The 16,030-nt window shown below is 52.7% G+C and carries 14 protein-coding genes; 6 read left to right on the plus strand and 8 right to left on the minus strand.

The annotated features are described in order from the left end of the window. Positions 1-31: 31 nt before the first annotated feature. Positions 32-2,629: a leucine--tRNA ligase gene (gene leuS / locus ACJJIS_RS03815; RefSeq protein WP_444934024.1), complete on the minus strand. Its 2,598-nt coding sequence runs from the start codon at positions 2,627-2,629 to the stop codon at positions 32-34. 161 nt (positions 2,630-2,790) lie between these two features. Here leuS and ACJJIS_RS03820 point away from each other — a divergent pair, with 161 nt between their 5' ends. The 3 genes from ACJJIS_RS03820 to ACJJIS_RS03830 all read left to right on the plus strand — a co-directional run bounded on the left by ACJJIS_RS03820 (position 2,791) and on the right by ACJJIS_RS03830 (position 4,605). Then, complete coding sequence (locus ACJJIS_RS03820; protein ID WP_108734284.1) at positions 2,791-3,240, plus strand: zinc ribbon-containing protein; 450 nt, start codon at positions 2,791-2,793, stop codon at positions 3,238-3,240. Between the two features lie 197 nt (positions 3,241-3,437). Next, a complete protein-coding gene (locus tag ACJJIS_RS03825; RefSeq protein WP_282931508.1) occupies positions 3,438-4,019 on the plus strand; it encodes a YdcF family protein in 582 nt (193 codons plus the stop codon). Between the two features lie 172 nt (positions 4,020-4,191). After that, positions 4,192-4,605: a hypothetical protein gene (locus ACJJIS_RS03830; protein WP_413663111.1), complete on the plus strand. Its 414-nt coding sequence runs from the start codon at positions 4,192-4,194 to the stop codon at positions 4,603-4,605. A 10-nt stretch (positions 4,606-4,615) separates the two neighbouring features. Here the strand turns inward: ACJJIS_RS03830 and ACJJIS_RS03835 are convergent, their stop codons facing one another. From ACJJIS_RS03835 to miaB, 6 genes are all read right to left on the minus strand, one after another. Further along, on the minus strand, positions 4,616-5,533 hold the full coding sequence (locus ACJJIS_RS03835; protein WP_475709515.1) for a TIGR01777 family oxidoreductase: 918 nt from the start codon (positions 5,531-5,533) through the stop codon (positions 4,616-4,618). Between the two features lie 114 nt (positions 5,534-5,647). Further along, positions 5,648-7,213, minus strand: a complete 1,566-nt coding sequence (lnt, locus tag ACJJIS_RS03840; RefSeq protein WP_475709516.1) for an apolipoprotein N-acyltransferase — start codon at positions 7,211-7,213, stop codon at positions 5,648-5,650. 60 nt (positions 7,214-7,273) lie between these two features. Then, positions 7,274-8,170, minus strand: coding sequence for a CorC family transporter (locus ACJJIS_RS03845; RefSeq protein WP_413663108.1), 897 nt, complete (start codon positions 8,168-8,170; stop codon positions 7,274-7,276). Between the two features lie 71 nt (positions 8,171-8,241). After that, positions 8,242-8,712 (minus strand): rRNA maturation RNase YbeY, encoded by a 471-nt coding sequence (ybeY, locus tag ACJJIS_RS03850; protein ID WP_444940901.1) that lies wholly within the window; start codon positions 8,710-8,712, stop codon positions 8,242-8,244. A 16-nt stretch (positions 8,713-8,728) separates the two neighbouring features. Continuing rightward, positions 8,729-9,784 carry a PhoH family protein gene (locus ACJJIS_RS03855; RefSeq protein ID WP_413663106.1) on the minus strand — a complete coding sequence of 352 codons (1,056 nt, stop codon included), beginning with the start codon at positions 9,782-9,784 and terminating at the stop codon, positions 8,729-8,731. A 194-nt stretch (positions 9,785-9,978) separates the two neighbouring features. Further along, the gene (gene miaB, locus ACJJIS_RS03860; RefSeq protein WP_413663105.1) at positions 9,979-11,346 is read right to left on the minus strand and encodes a tRNA (N6-isopentenyl adenosine(37)-C2)-methylthiotransferase MiaB; all 1,368 of its coding nucleotides are present in this window, start codon (positions 11,344-11,346) and stop codon (positions 9,979-9,981) included. Positions 11,347-11,526: 180 nt separating this feature from the next. On the opposite strand from miaB, the gene ACJJIS_RS03865 reads away from it, so the two are divergent. The 3 genes from ACJJIS_RS03865 to olsF all read left to right on the plus strand — a co-directional run bounded on the left by ACJJIS_RS03865 (position 11,527) and on the right by olsF (position 14,632). Continuing rightward, positions 11,527-11,859: a DUF1820 family protein gene (locus ACJJIS_RS03865; RefSeq protein WP_172975496.1), complete on the plus strand. Its 333-nt coding sequence runs from the start codon at positions 11,527-11,529 to the stop codon at positions 11,857-11,859. Positions 11,860-12,170: 311 nt separating this feature from the next. Then, the gene (locus ACJJIS_RS03870) at positions 12,171-12,962 is read left to right on the plus strand and encodes a UDP-2,3-diacylglucosamine diphosphatase (RefSeq protein ID WP_444896292.1); all 792 of its coding nucleotides are present in this window, start codon (positions 12,171-12,173) and stop codon (positions 12,960-12,962) included. Next, on the plus strand, positions 12,959-14,632 hold the full coding sequence (olsF, locus tag ACJJIS_RS03875; RefSeq protein ID WP_444915682.1) for a bifunctional ornithine lipid synthase OlsF: 1,674 nt from the start codon (positions 12,959-12,961) through the stop codon (positions 14,630-14,632). Before ACJJIS_RS03870 ends, olsF begins: the two co-directional genes overlap by 4 nt. Before the next feature lie 84 nt (positions 14,633-14,716). Here olsF and ACJJIS_RS03880 read toward each other — a convergent pair whose 3' ends face one another. After that, positions 14,717-15,991: an aspartate aminotransferase type Ic gene (locus tag ACJJIS_RS03880; protein WP_475709517.1), complete on the minus strand. Its 1,275-nt coding sequence runs from the start codon at positions 15,989-15,991 to the stop codon at positions 14,717-14,719. Positions 15,992-16,030: the final 39 nt, after the last annotated feature.

A 16,030-nucleotide genomic window follows, 5' to 3' on the forward strand; every position in this document is an offset into this window, starting at 1 on the left:
AGTGAAACTCCCGGCATCATATTGCGGGTCTCTACTTGGCGACAATATTAACCAGCTTGCCAGGAACGACGATTACTTTGCGCACCGTAGCTTCACCGATAAATTTCTGAACGTTCTCATCGGCGAGGGCGAGTTTTTCCAGGCTCTCTTTGTCTGCATCAGCAGGCGCATCCAGTTTTGCGCGTACCTTGCCATTGACCTGGACGACCAAAGTAATCGAGGTGCGCACCAGTGCTTTTTCATCTGCCATTGGCCAAGGAGAATCGATTAGGGCACTGGTATTCCCTAGCACCTGCCACAGTTGGTGACAGATATGAGGAGTAACCGGAGCCAACAGCAAGACGGCGGTCTGTAGGGCTTCTCTCTCTACAGCCAGTCCTTGATCACTGTTGCGATCTGCCAGCTTGCCGACTTCATTGAGCAATTCCATTACTGCTGCGATAGCGGTATTAAAGGTCTGGCGGCGGCCATAGTCATCCCCCACTTTTTGGATGGTCTCGTGGGTTTTGCGGCGCAGCTGCTGTTGCTTGTCATTGAGGGACTGCTGGTCGATCTGTGCTTCACTGGAGCCCGCTGCAATATGGGCGTGAACGGTCTTCCAGAGTTTGCGCAGGAAGCGGCTGGCACCTTCCACACCGGCATCGTGCCACTCCAGAGTCTGCTCCGGAGGGGCGGCAAACATGGTGAACAGGCGAACGGTATCGGCACCGTACTCCTCAACCGCAGCGTGAGGGTCTATGCCATTGTTCTTGGACTTGGACATCTTTACCACGCCGCCGGCAATAATCTCTTCGCCGGTGGCTCGCTCAATCGCTTTGGTCGGCTTGCCCTTGTCATCGCGCTCGACGTCCACATCGGCGGGGTTGATCCAGGTCTTGTGGCCGTGTTCTTCCTTGTAGAAGGATTCGGCTAACACCATGCCCTGACACAGCAGCTTCTTGAAGGGTTCATCGCTATTGACCAGGCCCTCATCCCGCATCAGCTTGTGGAAGAAGCGCGCGTAGAGAAGGTGCAAGATGGCATGTTCAATACCGCCGACATACTGGTCCACTGGCAGCCAGTAGTTGGCGCGGTCCGGGTCCAGCATGCCCTCTTCAAAATCGGGACAGGTATAACGGGCGTAGTACCAGCTGGACTCCATAAAGGTGTCGAAGGTATCGGTTTCACGTTCTACGGGAGTGCCGTTGAGTTCGTCTTTACGCCATTCGGGGTCGGCTTTAATAGGTGATTGAACGCCGTCGAGCTCGACATCTTCCGGCAACAGGATCGGCAGCTTGTCTGCGGGTACTGGTATTTCTCCGCCGTCGGCCAGGTTGAACATGGGGATGGGCGCACCCCAGTAGCGCTGGCGGGAGACACCCCAGTCGCGCAGGCGATAGTTGATCTTAACCCGACCCTTACCTGCAGCAATCAGCGCTTCGGAGATCGCAGTAAAGGCGCCATCAAAATCCAGGCCGTCAAAACTGCCGGAATTCACCAGTTTGCCTTTCTCCGTATAGGCCTCTTTCTCCAAGTTGATGGACTCGCCGTCGGCAGCCTCGATAACCTGGATAACGGGCAGCTGGTATTTTTGCGCAAATTCCCAATCGCGCTGGTCGTGTGCCGGTACTGCCATCACCGCGCCTGAGCCGTAATCCATCAGAACATAGTTAGCCACCCATACGGAGACTTCTTCACCACTGATGGGGTGAATCGCCTTGAGCCCAGTATCCATGCCTTTCTTGTCCATCGTGGCCATATCGGCTTCGGATAGGGACTGCTTTTTGCACTCGGCGATAAAAGTTTTGAGTTCGGGGTTGGACTCGGCAAGTTCCAGAGCGATGGGGTGCTCGGCGGCGAGGGAAACATAGGTAACGCCCATCAGTGTATCCGGACGGGTGGTATACACATCGAAGTGGTCCATGCCCGCAATAGGCTTGGGCAGGGCAAAGCTCAGCTCTACTCCCCGGCTCTTGCCGATCCAGTTGCGCTGCATGGTGCGCACCTGCTCGGGCCACTCGGGCAGTTTGTCCAGGTCTTCGAGCAGCTCTTCGGCATAATCGGTGATCTTGATAAACCACTGGGCCAGCTCGCGGCGCTCAACGGTAGTGCCACAGCGCCAGCAGGCGCCATCTTCTACCTGCTCATTGGCCAGTACTGTCTGGTCGTGGGGGCACCAGTTCACTGCAGAGTTTTTCTTGTAGACCAGGCCTTTTTCGTAGAGGCGGGTGAAGAACCACTGCTCCCAGCGATAGTAGGAGGGTTGGCAGGTGGCCAGTTCGCGGGACCAGTCAAAGCCAAAACCCAGAGCCTTGAGCTGGCCTTTCATGTACTCGATATTGGCATAGGTCCATTTGGCTGGAGCGGTCTTGTTCTGGATGGCCGCATTCTCTGCCGGCAGACCGAAAGCATCCCAGCCCATCGGGTGCAACACGTTTCTGCCCTGCATGCGCTGATAGCGAGTAATTACATCGGTAATGGTGTAATTGCGCACATGCCCCATGTGTAGCTTGCCGCTGGGGTAGGGGAACATGGATAGGCAGTAGAACTTTTCCCTGCCGGCGTCTTCCTTTACTTCAAAGCTCTTCTCGGCCTCCCAGAATTCCTGGGCGGAAGCTTCGACTGCGGAGGGGTTGTACTGCTCTTCCATCGATTCGGGACCTATACTCTGTGATCAAAATTTGCGGGAAACTGTTCAGTGTTTATTGGGGGATGTGAACGCTTGTCAATCGGTAAAGATTGATCGCGATCAAGTTTCGCTCCCAGTGCATCTTTTACGATGCGTAAACGCGGGATTATAGGAGGGATACCGTGACGAAGGAACCAAAGTTGCCGCCGAAGGACGATCTGATTAATGAGTTTCGCGAAGACTTTGAAGATTTGGTCGAAGGTGAGCTGGCTGTTGAGAATCTCACCGCCAATAAGATGGCATTTTTGCGGGCTTGGCTGAAAGATGACCTGCATCGGGCTGCTGACTATATCCGGGGACTAGGTGGGGAATTGAAGACCCTGGAGGAGCGCAGCGGTGATTGGCTGCTGGATGCGGCGGACCCCACAGAAACCGCCTGGCCAAACTTAATGCGATGCATCAAAGAGGGCAAGCCCTGGGCTTTGGCCGGCGAGTTTGTAGGGCCGGATGAGGAGTTGCAGTGTTTGGGCTGTGGATACCGAGCTATGCCGCCGGCAAATACCCAGATTACCCCCTGCCACCGGTGTGGTTATGGATGCTTTCGACAGATTGAGGGTGGTCTCGAGTATTGAATGGGCTCTATACGGCGGCGGCCACGCTTCTGATGCAACCAGCAGCCCCATTGTTGGGGCTGCTGGTTGCATTCCTTTTGCGATTCTCTTCATCCGGGTCCCTGCTTGAGAGATGCTCTCTACCCTTGGCTGTGATTTCCTTTTGTGTGCTTTGGTTAGGGGCGACCCCGGCATTCTCATCCTGGCTTGGGGATCGATTGGGCAAGGTACCTTATCAACCCCATATAAGGCCTGAGGCCGTTGTGATCCTTGGTGCAGGGCGTTATCGCGACAGGTATTCGAATAGGGAGAGACTCTCTGCGGCGAGTCTCGAAAGAGTTGCCGGTGCTGTCGAGCAAGCACCAGAAGACTTACCGATTCTGGTATCTGGCGGTCGGGTTCACAGCGGAGAGCGGCTGGCAGAGTCTGATTTAATGGCTGCGTTGTTGGAGGAGGAGTTTTCCACTCCGGTCACTTGGCGTGAAGATTGCAGTCGTACTACTGCAGAGAATGCAGTAAATAGTGCTGATATTTTGCACAGTGCTAACGTGAGGTCGGTTTTTTTGGCCACTCACTGGTGGCATATGCCTCGCGCAGCGGAAATTTTTTCCCGCGCTGGCTTAGAGGTACAGCCCCTGCCGGTTGGGAGTGCCGGAGAGTTGATGCCCCGCGCTCAAACAGGTGTGGGGCGCTGGCTGCCCAATGCTGTCTCCCTGCTAAGGACCCAGGTCTACTGGCGGGAAATACTGGCACGGATCTGGTATCGGTGGAGTTCGCTACCGTCCATCAGAAAATGTTGAGGATGGATAAGGAACTTTTTGATAAATGTAATCTCAGAGGCCTACAGGGTTTGAGGGATCAGGCGTCGAGCCCAAATGTTTGAGAGCTCTTGATTGCTAGTTGTACCGGGCTTAGGATGACTGGCGCCACAGGACATACCCATTGATTATCTTTTTATATGGAGTAGCGGCTGTGGATAAGAAACATAACAATAATCGAGATAACCTTATGATGAAGGGCATCCCACTTTCTTTCTCTCCGATACAGTTACATAACCGGTTAAACCGGGCTGTTTGGATTGGCTTCAAGCGGGTTGAGCAAGATGGCCGCACACTGGTTTTTCTGTGTGCTGGTGGCGATAGCGGCGCCCAACTCAGTAAAAATTTTGAGACCTTTGCTGGGCAGATTGTTCGGGAGTTCGGTTTTGCTCCCGCCGAAGTGGAGTTTATCGAGCTGCGTTCAAAAGCCGAGGAGTCCCATTGGTATCGCTGGCATGCCCAATGGGTGGGTTCTGCGCCAATGGAGTGCCATGGCGACCTGGTGACCAGTGAATCTAGCCGACGCTACTTAGCCCAGGCACTCGAAAGCGATATGGCCGCCGCTTAAATTCATTTGTTCAGGCGCTGGCTTTAGTGGCAGCGCCGTCACCCTTGAGCAGGTCTGAGAGGGCCTGCTCCAGAGTTGGAAATTGGAAGGTATAGCCGGTTTCCAATGCTGTACAGGGCTCGACCCTATCACTGGCTAGCAGTAATTCATCAGCCATCTCTCCAAAAGCTATCTTTAAAGCCCAGGCCGGTGAGCGTAAAAACGCCGGGCGATGCAGCTCTTTGGCCAGGATCCGGGCAAAGCTGTTGTTGGTGACAGGTTCTGGTGCACTTCCGTTAAATGGACGGCAAAGTTGATTGTCGATGGCGTGTAATATCAGCCCGACTTCGTCTTCTTCGTGAATCCAGCTCATCCAGTGCTCGCCCGAGCCCATGGGGCCGCCAAGCCCGAGCCGAAATGGTGGCAGCATTTGGGGAAGGGCGCCACCGCGCATGGAGAGAACGATAGCTGTGCGGATAATGCCTACCTTAACGCCAGAGTGCTGCAGCGGGAGCGTGGCGGCCTCCCAGTCCCGACACAGCTGTGCGGCAAAGCCCCCCCCTGGAGCGCTGTCTTCTTTCAGTAACTCCCCTCCGCGATTGCCGTAATAGCCGATTGCGGAGCCGGACAAGAAGTAGGATGGCTTGTCTCTTTGGCCCAGGGTCCAGCGAACCAGCTTCTCTGTTGTGTCCAGGCGTGAACCGCGAATTTCAGTGCGATATTTTTCTGTCCAGCGACGGGAGATGGGGGCCCCGGCAAGGTTCACAATAACATCTACGGGCTGGTTTACCTCTGCGGGATCGCGGCAGGCGTTGGCTGATTCGCCACATAAGTTTCGAACCCTGTCCGGATGTCGGCTTAATACCGTAATAGTATTGCCTCGCTCCAGCCAGCGCCGACAAAAGAGTCTGCCTATAAGCCCGGTGCCACCGCTAATCAAGCAATGCATGGGGAATCACCTTGCCTTATATTCGCTAGAAAATTGAATGGAGCATAGCAGTGATATTCAGTGGCGGTAGCTTACCGATGGCCACCCCGGCAGGGAGTGGCCACAGGGCTTGTTTTAATCGGGTAGCTCGCCACTGAGAGGGGAGTTGGATTGGGGTTCCACCCTACGGCGTAAAAACAGGGCCAGGGCCAGCATTGGGAGCGCCAAGGCAAATACCAATGAGATGCCGGCTAGCATAAACGGAGTGGCGCCACTCATCGCTCTGATATCTCCGGTCATATTCGCGCGCTCGAATTGGGGGAGTTTTTTAATAACCCTCCCCTTGGGGTCCGCAATTGCCGTCACACCAGTATTTGTCCCTCTCACCAGGTAGCGACCAGTTTCCAAAGCGCGCATCTGCGCCATTTGCATATGTTGTAGGGGGCCAATAGAGGTCCCGAACCATGCATCATTGCTAATGGTCAGCAAAACCTGGGAAGACAGTGCTGAGTCGGCAACCAGCCTGGGATAGACAATCTCATAGCAGATAAGCGGCGCCCAGCTTGCACCAGCAGCATTGAGTGGTGATTGTTCGTCCGGGCCTGAGCGGATAAAGGAAGTGGGGAGATTAAAAAACTCGATAGTGCCCCGAATAAAATCCTCCAGAGGTACATACTCACCAAAGGGAACCAGGTGGCGCTTGTGATACACGCTGGGGCTCTGGCCAAAAACTGCGGCGGAGTTGTGAATACTCAGCGCCTTCTGTGTCGAACCCCGGGTGTCATAGAGAATACCGGTGATCAAATCGATGTTGGTAGTCTCAGCATTGCGTTGCAGCGCCTGCATAAGGTTGGGGGCTTGCCCGTAGAGCATGGGCAGAGCGGCTTCGGGCCAGATAATAACATCTACATCCTGATCGCTAAGGGCGCGAGTACCCTCCTGGTAGCGACTGATAGTTTCCCCGCGAAATTCTGGCAACCACTTCTTTTCCTGAGGAATATTAGCCTGCACCAGCCCAACGCTGATAAGAGGACCTTTTGCGGAGGTCCACTCTACTTGGGAGAGGGCAGCTCCTATTGGCCAGGGGGCCAGTGCCGCAGTGAGTAGAATGATATGGCTGTGCCGCTTGAGCGGGGATAGGCGGCCACTGACAACCAGGGCCAGCACTGCGCCGGTAAATGCCAATAGCAGGCCTATGCCGTAGACACTCAAAATCGGCGCCCAGCCCGCTAGCCAGGTTTCTGTATGGCCATAGCCGGCGAAGAGCCAGGGGAAACCGGTAAAGGCCCAGCTGCGCAGCCATTCACTGATAAACCACAATGCGGCAAAAGCCAGAGCGAAGCTGAATTTATTATCTGTGAAGCGGCCCAGAATGTAGAAGGGCGCGGCTAACAGCAGCGCCATAATAGCGACGAAGCTTCCGGTGAGGGCCAGTCCTAATGGCACCGATGAGTTGCCAAAATTTGTAATCGAAACGTAGACCCAGGAAGCCCCGCTGGCGAAGAGGCCCAATCCATAGCAGAGGGCGAGCCAGAAGCTTTTGCGACCCGGTAGCACCTGCCCTTTGGCTGCAGAGAGCAGAATCCAGGCGAATAGTGTCAGGGACAGCAGGCCACATACCCAATAGTTAAATGGGGCAAATGAAAGTGTCATCAACCCGCCAGCTACAACGCTGGCGAGAGGAGAAAATAATCTGCGCATAAAGTTGTTGTCAGGATACCCCGTTCTCTAAGGGTATCAGTGTGTTAAAGCTTGCAGTGCTCAGCTGTCTTCTTCTGGCGGTTTGCGCATATGGGCAACCCGCAAAAGGTGTATCTGGCGGCTGTCTGCATAGAGTACCCGGAACATAAAGTCACCCAGTCGGGTGACTTCGTCACGGCCCGGCAAATGGCCGAATGATTGCATAATAAGACCGCCGACAGTGTCGAATTCTTCATCACTAAAGGCGCTCTCGAAAAATTCATTGAACTCTTCAATGGGAGTCAGAGCTTTAACGATAAAATCGTTTTCCCCAACTTTACGGATATAACTATCCGCTTCTTCCTCGTCGGTCTCGTCTTCGATTTCACCGACAATTTCCTCGAGGATATCTTCAATAGTCACAACACCGGATACACCGCCGTATTCGTCTATCACGACCGCCATATGGTAGCGGTTCTCACGGAACTCGCGCAGCAGGATATTGAGGCGCTTGCTCTCGGGAATAATATTGGCTGGGCGGATCAGGTCTTCGAGCTGAAATCCGTCGAAACCTTTCAACAGGAGAGGGAGCAGGTCTTTGGCGAGCAATATCCCGCGTATATCATCGACACTTTCGCCGACGACAGGGAATCGGGAGTGCCCCGAATCAATAATTTTGGGGAGGAACTCTTCCGGCTTATCGTGAAGGCCTACCACAACCATTTGCGAGCGTGGAATCATAATCTCGCGGACTTGCTGGCTGGAAACGTCCAGTGCGCCTTCGATAATAGAGAGCGCTTCAGCATCTACCAGCTGATTTTCAGCGGCGTCCTTAATGATGTCCAATAATTCGTCGCGAGACTTGGGTTCAGCTGAAAAGGCGCTGAACAGCTTTTCCAGCCAACTTTTTTCACTCGCGCGGGATTTGCTCGCTGAGTGACTACTTGGGGGCTCGTCTGTGGTCATGGAAGTGGCCATGCTCCGGGGTTCTCTCGTTTGTAGATAAAATTCAGTAGCAGTTTGCCATCACTTCGGTGGTACAGCGGCTATCATCCCACTTCATCCTGTGGGGCGTAGGGGTCTGCAATGCCGAGGTTGGCGAGCAACTTCGTTTCCAGGCTTTCCATAACCTGAGCGTCTGCATCTTCGATATGGTCATAACCTAGAAGGTGCAGTGTGCCATGGACCACCATATGTGCCCAGTGCGCCGATAGTGATTTGCTCTGTTGCTCCGCTTCCAGTTCAACTACTGGGGCACAGATCACAAGATCTCCAAGCATCGGGAGATCCAGCTCCGCAGGGAAATCGGTAGGGAAGGATAAAACGTTAGTGGGTTTATCCTTACCCCGATACTGGTGATTAAGTTCCTGGCTCTCACTTTCGTCCACGATTCGCACCGACAGTTCCGCTTCGTTGCGGTGGCCGGTCAAAGCCTTGGATACCCAGTTGCTGATAGCCTCATCGGAAGGGATGTCGTGGCAGCGGCTGACCCGCTGCACATCGAGTGTTAAATCAGTCATAACTCAGGTGCGGACTCTAAGCGGCATTCTCATCGGCTTTATTGGAAATTCGATCTGCCGAGGCCATTTCCAGCTCAGCTTCATGAATATCGTAGGCCTCCACAATGCGCTGCACGAGGGGGTGGCGAACCACATCCTTGGCTCCAAAGTGGGTAAAGCTGATTCCATTAACCCGTCCCAGTACTCCAACAGCATGGCGCAAACCGGAAGCTTGGCCACGGGGCAGGTCGACCTGGCTGGGGTCACCGGTAATTACGGCGGTTGAGCCAAAGCCAATCCGCGTGAGGAACATTTTCATCTGCTCGCGGGTGGTATTTTGACTCTCATCGAGAATAACAAAGGCGTTATTCAGGGTGCGCCCGCGCATATAGGCAAGGGGAGCCACTTCGATAACGTTGCGCTCGATCAGCTTGCCAACAGTTTCAAAACCGAGCATTTCGTAGAGGGCGTCGTAGAGTGGGCGGAGGTAAGGATCTACCTTTTGGCTTAAGTCACCGGGCAGGAAGCCCAATTTCTCGCCGGCTTCAACGGCGGGGCGGACCAGGAGGATTCGCTCAACTTCATCCTTGAGCAGAGACTCCACAGCACAGGCTACCGCCAGGTAGGTTTTACCGGTACCGGCGGGTCCGATACCGAAATTGATATCATTGGTCTGCACAGCGCGAACGTATTTACGCTGATTGAGCCCTCTGGGGCGTACCGAGCACTTCTTAGTGCGAATCAGTACTACTTGGTCAGCTTCGCTGGAGTCACCGCTACCATCTTGGCCGGTGAGTTCTTCGACCCCCGCTTGCTGCAGAGCCAGGTGAATCTCATCTGGAGTGAGATAGTCCTTGGTACCGGTTTCCTTGTAGAGCCTACTGAGTAGTTCGCCAGCGGCACGCGCCGATTTGGCATCGCCGAAAAATGAAAACTGGTTGCCGCGATTTCGAATTTCGATATCCAGGCGCTGTTCTATTTGGCGTAGGTGTTGGTCGAACTGACCGCAGAGATTGGCGAGACGGCGTGCGTCGTTGGGCTCGAGAGTGATGCTGTGAGCGAGGGTTTGTGTTTCCAAATTGGTTTCCGGCACCTTTAATCCAGGGGTTATATTGCTAGGGTATACCCATTTTCCCTAAAGGGGAAAGAGGTGATTCCTACAAATAGGTTCTAACTTTACCTGATTTTAATTACGGGGCGTAATTTGGGGGGTAAGTTGAGCCTAATTTGGCGGCAGGATGTGCTTTCGAAGTACATCTTGCCGCTATTTGAGGTAATCACAAAGTCTTAGAACAGGTCTTCTTCCAGCTCAGATGTGACTAAAGTACCGCGCAGGGAGTTTGGCAGGGCCTCTTCAATCACAACATCGGCAAATTTGCCGATCAGGGCGAGATCGTCCGCACGGAAGTTGACTACCCGGTTGTTCTCGGTGCGGCCTTGCAGCTGTCCGGGGTCCTTTTTGGAAACACCGGTTACCAGTACACGCTCGGTGTTGCCAACCATGCGGCGTGCAATAGCTGCCGCCTGCTGGTTAATCCGCGCTTGAAGCAGCTGTAGGCGCTGCTTTTTCACTTCTTCCGGCGTGTCATCGGCCAGGTCGGCAGCTGGGGTGCCTGGGCGAGGGGAATATATAAAGCTGAAGGAGATATCGAAGCCCACGTCCTGGATCAGGTTCATGGTCGCTTCAAAGTCCCTGTCAGTTTCGCCGGGGAAGCCGATAATAAAGTCTGAAGACAGGCAGATATCCGGGCGAATTTTCTTCAGGCGGCGGATCTTGGATTTGTACTCCAGGGCGGTGTGGCCGCGTTTCATTGCCATCAGAATGCGGTCGGAGCCACTCTGTACGGGCAGATGAAGATGACTAACCAGTTCTGGTACCTGTCCGTAGACATCGATCAGCGCATCGGAGAACTCTACCGGGTGAGAGGTGGTATAGCGGATACGGTCGATGCCATCAATCGCTGCCACATAAGTGATCAGCTCGGCGAAATCCACTTCGTGGCCATCTTCTCCCGTAGCGCGGTAGGCGTTTACGTTTTGCCCAAGCAGGTTCACTTCGCGGACACCCTGGTCTGCAAGGTGGGCGATCTCTTCGAGTACATCGGCCACAGGGCGGCTGACTTCTTCGCCACGGGTGTAGGGAACCACGCAGAAAGTGCAGTACTTGGAGCAGCCTTCCATAATAGAGACAAATGCGGTGGCGCCGTCGGCCTCTGGCTGGGGCAGGCGATCAAACTTCTCGATCTCCGGGAAGCTCACATCGACGATAACTGCGCCGCTTTTTTGCTCCTTGGTCTCCATCATCTCCGGCAGGCGATGCAGGGTCTGGGGGCCAAAGATCAAGTCTACATGGGGCGCGCGCTTGGCAATCGCCTCGCCTTCCTGACTTGCTACACAGCCGCCAACACCAATCACCAGGTCGGGATTTTTTTCCTTCAGGTGCTTCCAACGGCCCAGCTGGTGGAACAGCTTTTCCTGGGCTTTCTCGCGGATAGAACAGGTGTTGACCAATAGTACATCCGCCTCGTCGGGATCGTCGGTAGGTACCATGTCGTGGGACTCGCCGAGCAGATCGCGCATCCTCGCGGAATCGTACTCATTCATTTGGCAGCCGTGGGTCTTAATATATAGCTTTTTCACCGATGTTTCGGACATATCGCGCCTGGTTAAAAACTGGTCAACAATTAGGGTGGGGCATTATAGCGATACGACCCGGCACTGCATAGATGGCTATATTAGCTGTTGCGAACCTGTGCTATTCTTGCGCGCTTTTTCGGGCTTTGCCCGTTCTTTGATCAATTTGAGCTTCGGGGTCATCCCCATCCTGAGAGACTTATGGCCAACCCGATTTATAAAGTTATTTTCCACAATCAAAACCAAGTGTACGAACTCTACGCTCGGGCCATCTATCAAAGTGATATGTACGGCTTTATCGAGGTGGAGGAGTTTGTATTTGGGGAAAAGGCTCAGCTTGTGGTCGATCCCAGTGAGGAAAAGCTGAAAACCGAATTTGCTTCGGTAACCCGTTCCTATATTCCGATGCACAGCATCGTGCGTATTGATGAAGTGGAAAAAGAGGGCACCGGCAAGATTGTTGAAGTAAAGGGTGACAAAGTTGCCAAGTTTCCTTTTGCCCCGCCTATCCGTCATCCCCAGGACACAGAGTGAGCTTTATTTTTACTCTGAATCAGGCCGGGCTCTATGCCCGGTTTTTAGCGCCAAAATCATCCGCTGCACCTTTTTTTCCTCTGCAATATAAGCTTCAATAAAAATCCTCCTGACTGTCATCAAATCGCTGCAAAGTGGTTGCGCTGACGATCAACGCCGTTCTGTATTTAGTTGATCTCAATTTGCTAGCAAGAGAGCAAATACGGATTTATCGATTTTTCTCAAGTTAGCTCAAGCGACGACCTATATTTTTGCCGCGTATCTGTCCTGATTTTTATGGGCTGATAACTGGTACAGACTGGAACTTTGCTATGAGCAATCGCTATCGCGCACTGTGGATTTCCGATGTCCATTTGGGCAGCAGAGACAGTGAGCCCCATCGACTTGCAGATTTTCTGGCTCAGAATCGCGCCGATACGGTCTATCTGGTTGGGGATATTTTTGATATGCAGGCACTCGCTCAAGGACGAGGTACATGGTGTCAGGCCTCTTCGCTGCTACTGGAAATGCTTTCCGAATTAAGTAGCCTGACGCCTGAAGTCATTTATATTCCTGGAAATCACGACGCGCCAATGCGCAGCTGGGCCGGAAAGCGGCTCGGCAATATCCGAATTGAAAAAGACTATATCCACACTGCTTCTAATGGGCGCCGCTTTTGGGTAACCCACGGCGATCAGTTTGAACACCGAATTAAAATAAATCCAATCAGTTACCATATCGGCGATCGCAGTTATTACCTGATGCTGCGCTTTAATCGCTGGATCAATTATTGGCGCAATCGGTTTAACAAGCCTTGGTGGTCGCTGGCCAGCCAAATAAAAAATCGTGTGGGTGCCGCTCGACAAATGATGAGTGATTTTGAGGATGTCGCCACCCGTGAAGCGATATCGCGGGGGTTCGATGGTGTTATTTGTGGCCATATCCATAGGCCTGCCCTTAGAAATAAAACAGTGTGTGGGGATGCTGTGACCTATGCGAATTGTGGTGATTGGGTCGACTCTATGAGTGCGGTTGTAGAACAACAGGATGGCAATTTAGATCTTTTACATTGGTATCGGACTCCAAAAATTGCCAGCATAATGACAGAGGTGGTTGCGGCATGATTCATCTTGAGACTCTTTTGCAGAAAAACGCCTGGTACAGCGCGGCACCACAAAAAACCACGCGAAAATTGGTTTCTGCCACAGTAAAGAAAATCTGTTGTGAGGAGCAGCTACAGGAATTTACCAGCAGTTACCCCCATCTTGGCGGCCTGGATTTTATTCGCCAAGTATTCGATGACTTGAATTTTCGCTACGAATTAAATCCATCAGAGTTGGCTCGGGTTCCCACTAGTGGGCCGCTGGTGATTGTGTCTAATCACCCCTTAGGAAGCCTGGATGGTCTCGCTCTGATTGATATGGTGGCGCGGGTACGGAAAGATGTTCGAGCTGTCGCGAGCCAACTATTATGGAACATAAAATCCCTGCGCCCCTGTTTATTGCCCGTAGATAACTTTAATGGGCGTACCCGTCGAGCCGATATTGAAGGTATTTATAGCCATTTAGGTGACGGGGGAGCGATCATCATTTTCCCGGCGGGCGAAGTATCCAGGCTCACCCCCCATGGGGTTCGGGATGGACGCTGGAATTCAGGCTTTGCCCGTTTTGCGGAAAAAACCAATGCGCCGATATTGCCGGTGCAGGTTTTAGGGAGGAATTCTTGGTGGTTCTATGGCCTCTCAATGTTGAACAAGCCTCTCTCGACTTTATGGTTGATCAGGGAGATGTTTAAACAGGCCAGCCGCAGTATCGATATTCGTATAGGTCGTCCATTGGAAGCTGAACACTTTCGTAGCTGGCCGCTAACACCCCGCGCCAAGGCTGCCCTGTGGCGTAAACATGTCTACCAATTACATCGTTCACCGGCCCCTCTGGGACCGGAATTAATTGTTGAAGCTGAGCCAAAAGCCGATGTAGCGCGAGTGGTTGAGTCCTGTGTATCACTCTCTGAACTGGGTAATTTTTCTGTGCGTTTATATCGGCAGAAAGCAGATTGCCCCGTCATGAGGGAATTGGCCAGAGTGAGGGAGATTGCTTTTCGCTCAGTGGGGGAAGGGACCGGGCAGAGCCGGGATTGGGATGCGTTTGATGCTCATTACGACCATCTATTGTTGTGGGATGCAGAAAATCGACAGATTGCAGGAGCTTACCGCATAGCAGCGACCGAGGCGCTCTCGGATGATCAGATATACAGCAGTACGCTATTTAATTACCCGCAGCCTCCTCGGCAGTGCCTGCCAGATTCTGCTGAGCTAGGGCGTAGCTTCCTACTGCCGGAATATTGGAGAGGACGCGGGTTAGACCTGCTCTGGTGTGCTATTGGACAGTGGGTATTGCGCAATAAGGTACGCTACCTATTTGGCCCAGTGTCTATGCCCGGTACATTTTCCGTGAGAGCGAAGTCCGTCATTGTGCGCTATTTTTCCCATTATTTTGCTCCTGAAAACTCCTTGGGGGATGCTCGACTGCCATTTCCGGAAGCACAATCTGAACTGCCTGAATTACTCGGGGATTCGGTGTCAGATATGCGTCAATTGAAGCATATTTTGCGTGAGGAGGGCGTTATGCTACCTCCCCTATTTAAAAAGTATGCCTCTGTTACTAAAACGGGAGGGACCAGTTTCCACGCCTTTAATATTGACCCGGATTTTTGCGATGCTGTGGATGGGCTGGTCGTTGTTGATTTATCAAAAGTGGACGAGAAGTTTGCTAAACGTTATTTATCCAGCTGACTTAGAAGCGACTCTTTATGAAAAAGGCAGCGTAAAGCTGCCTTTTTTGATGATTCAGGAAATCTCACCTGGCATTTTGGATGGTTAAATTTTGCCAAGCTTTTTACGTAGACTCACCAGTTTGACACAGAGGACGAAAACAGACATTGCGGTATCCAGTTCTTCCAGCGGTGGGAAACTGGGTGCAATACGAATATTGCTGTCCTCAGGGTCCTTACCATAAGGGAAGGTAGCGCCGGCAGGTGTTAATTTTACTCCGGCATCCGCAGCCATTTTAACCACTGCTTTTGCGCAACCGGGAAGGGTATTAAAGGAAACAAAATAACCCCCTTCGGGTTTTTCCCAAGTACCCATATCTGCATCGGTGAGGGCATTATGTAAATGCTCCAGAACACACTCGAACTTCGGGCGAAGAATATCTGCATGTTTATGCATGTGTTCTGTCAGGCTGGTGTATTCGGTAAAAAATCTCGAGTGACGCAATTGGTTGACTTTGTCAGGACCAATGGTCATTGCCTGCATTTGGCCTTTGAGGGAATCGAGATTTGCCTGGCTGGCGCTCACAAACGCAACGCCTGCGCCAGCGTGGGTGACTTTTGAAGTTGAGGCAAACTGTATTACGGAGTCTGCAGTATCATTTTCCAGGGTTGCTGTGCGAATATTTGGCAGACTTACATAGTTGCCAATGTCGTGCACCGAATAGGCATTGTCCCAAAATATCCGGAAGCCGGCGCCGGCAAGTTGTCCCAGCTGCGCCAATCTTTCTACAGTTTCCTTGCTGTAAGTGGCTCCTGTTGGATTTGAAAACTTGGGCACACACCAGATACCAACAATCTCTGCGTCGTCGCGCACGAGCTTTTCCACAAGCTCCATGTCGGGCCCCTGTTCTCCCATGGGCACGTTAATCATTTGGATACCCAGCTGCTCACAGATCGTAAAATGGCGGTCATAGCCGGGAACAGGGCAGAGAAATTTGGGAGCTTTTAATTCGCGCCAGGGGGTAGTGCCCGCAAAGCCGAACAGGTAACCGGTGACTAGGGCGTGATACATCAGTGTGAGAGAGCTGTTGCCTCCGGCAATCACTTCGCTGACAGGCACTTGAAGCATTTCGGCTCCCAGCTCCCTTGCGCAGGTCAGACCGATTAGGCCACCGTAGTTGCGAGTGTCGGTACCGTCTGCCGCTCGATAGTCACCGGAGAGAATTCCATCAAGTTTATCGGAAAGTTTTAATTGCTCCGCCGAGGGCTTTCCACGTGTGATATCCAGGCTTAACTCGTGTTGACAGATCTTGTTGTAGTGAGCGCTTAATTCTTTTTCCCACTCAATCAATTGTTCCTGTGTGGCGGATTCGATATGCACTTGAATTCCCCTGGCTGGTAATGTGAGTTGGCGAGCTTA

This window comes from Microbulbifer maximicatervae (SeqCode) (genome assembly GCF_056231245.1).

Excerpts from the sequence above, each read along its gene's own strand:
- miaB (WP_413663105.1), bottom strand. The coding sequence starts at position 11,346 with ATGTCCGAAACATCGGTGAAAAAGCTATATATTAAGACCCACGGCTGC.
- olsF (WP_444915682.1), top strand. The coding sequence starts at position 12,959 with ATGATTCATCTTGAGACTCTTTTGCAGAAAAACGCCTGGTACAGCGCG.
- ACJJIS_RS03865 (WP_172975496.1), top strand. The coding sequence starts at position 11,527 with ATGGCCAACCCGATTTATAAAGTTATTTTCCACAATCAAAACCAAGTG.
- leuS (WP_444934024.1), bottom strand. The coding sequence starts at position 2,629 with ATGGAAGAGCAGTACAACCCCTCCGCAGTCGAAGCTTCCGCCCAGGAA.
- lnt (WP_475709516.1), bottom strand. The coding sequence starts at position 7,213 with ATGCGCAGATTATTTTCTCCTCTCGCCAGCGTTGTAGCTGGCGGGTTG.
- ACJJIS_RS03835 (WP_475709515.1), bottom strand. The coding sequence starts at position 5,533 with ATGCATTGCTTGATTAGCGGTGGCACCGGGCTTATAGGCAGACTCTTT.
- ACJJIS_RS03845 (WP_413663108.1), bottom strand. The coding sequence starts at position 8,170 with ATGGCCACTTCCATGACCACAGACGAGCCCCCAAGTAGTCACTCAGCG.
- ACJJIS_RS03870 (WP_444896292.1), top strand. The coding sequence starts at position 12,171 with ATGAGCAATCGCTATCGCGCACTGTGGATTTCCGATGTCCATTTGGGC.
- ybeY (WP_444940901.1), bottom strand. The coding sequence starts at position 8,712 with ATGACTGATTTAACACTCGATGTGCAGCGGGTCAGCCGCTGCCACGAC.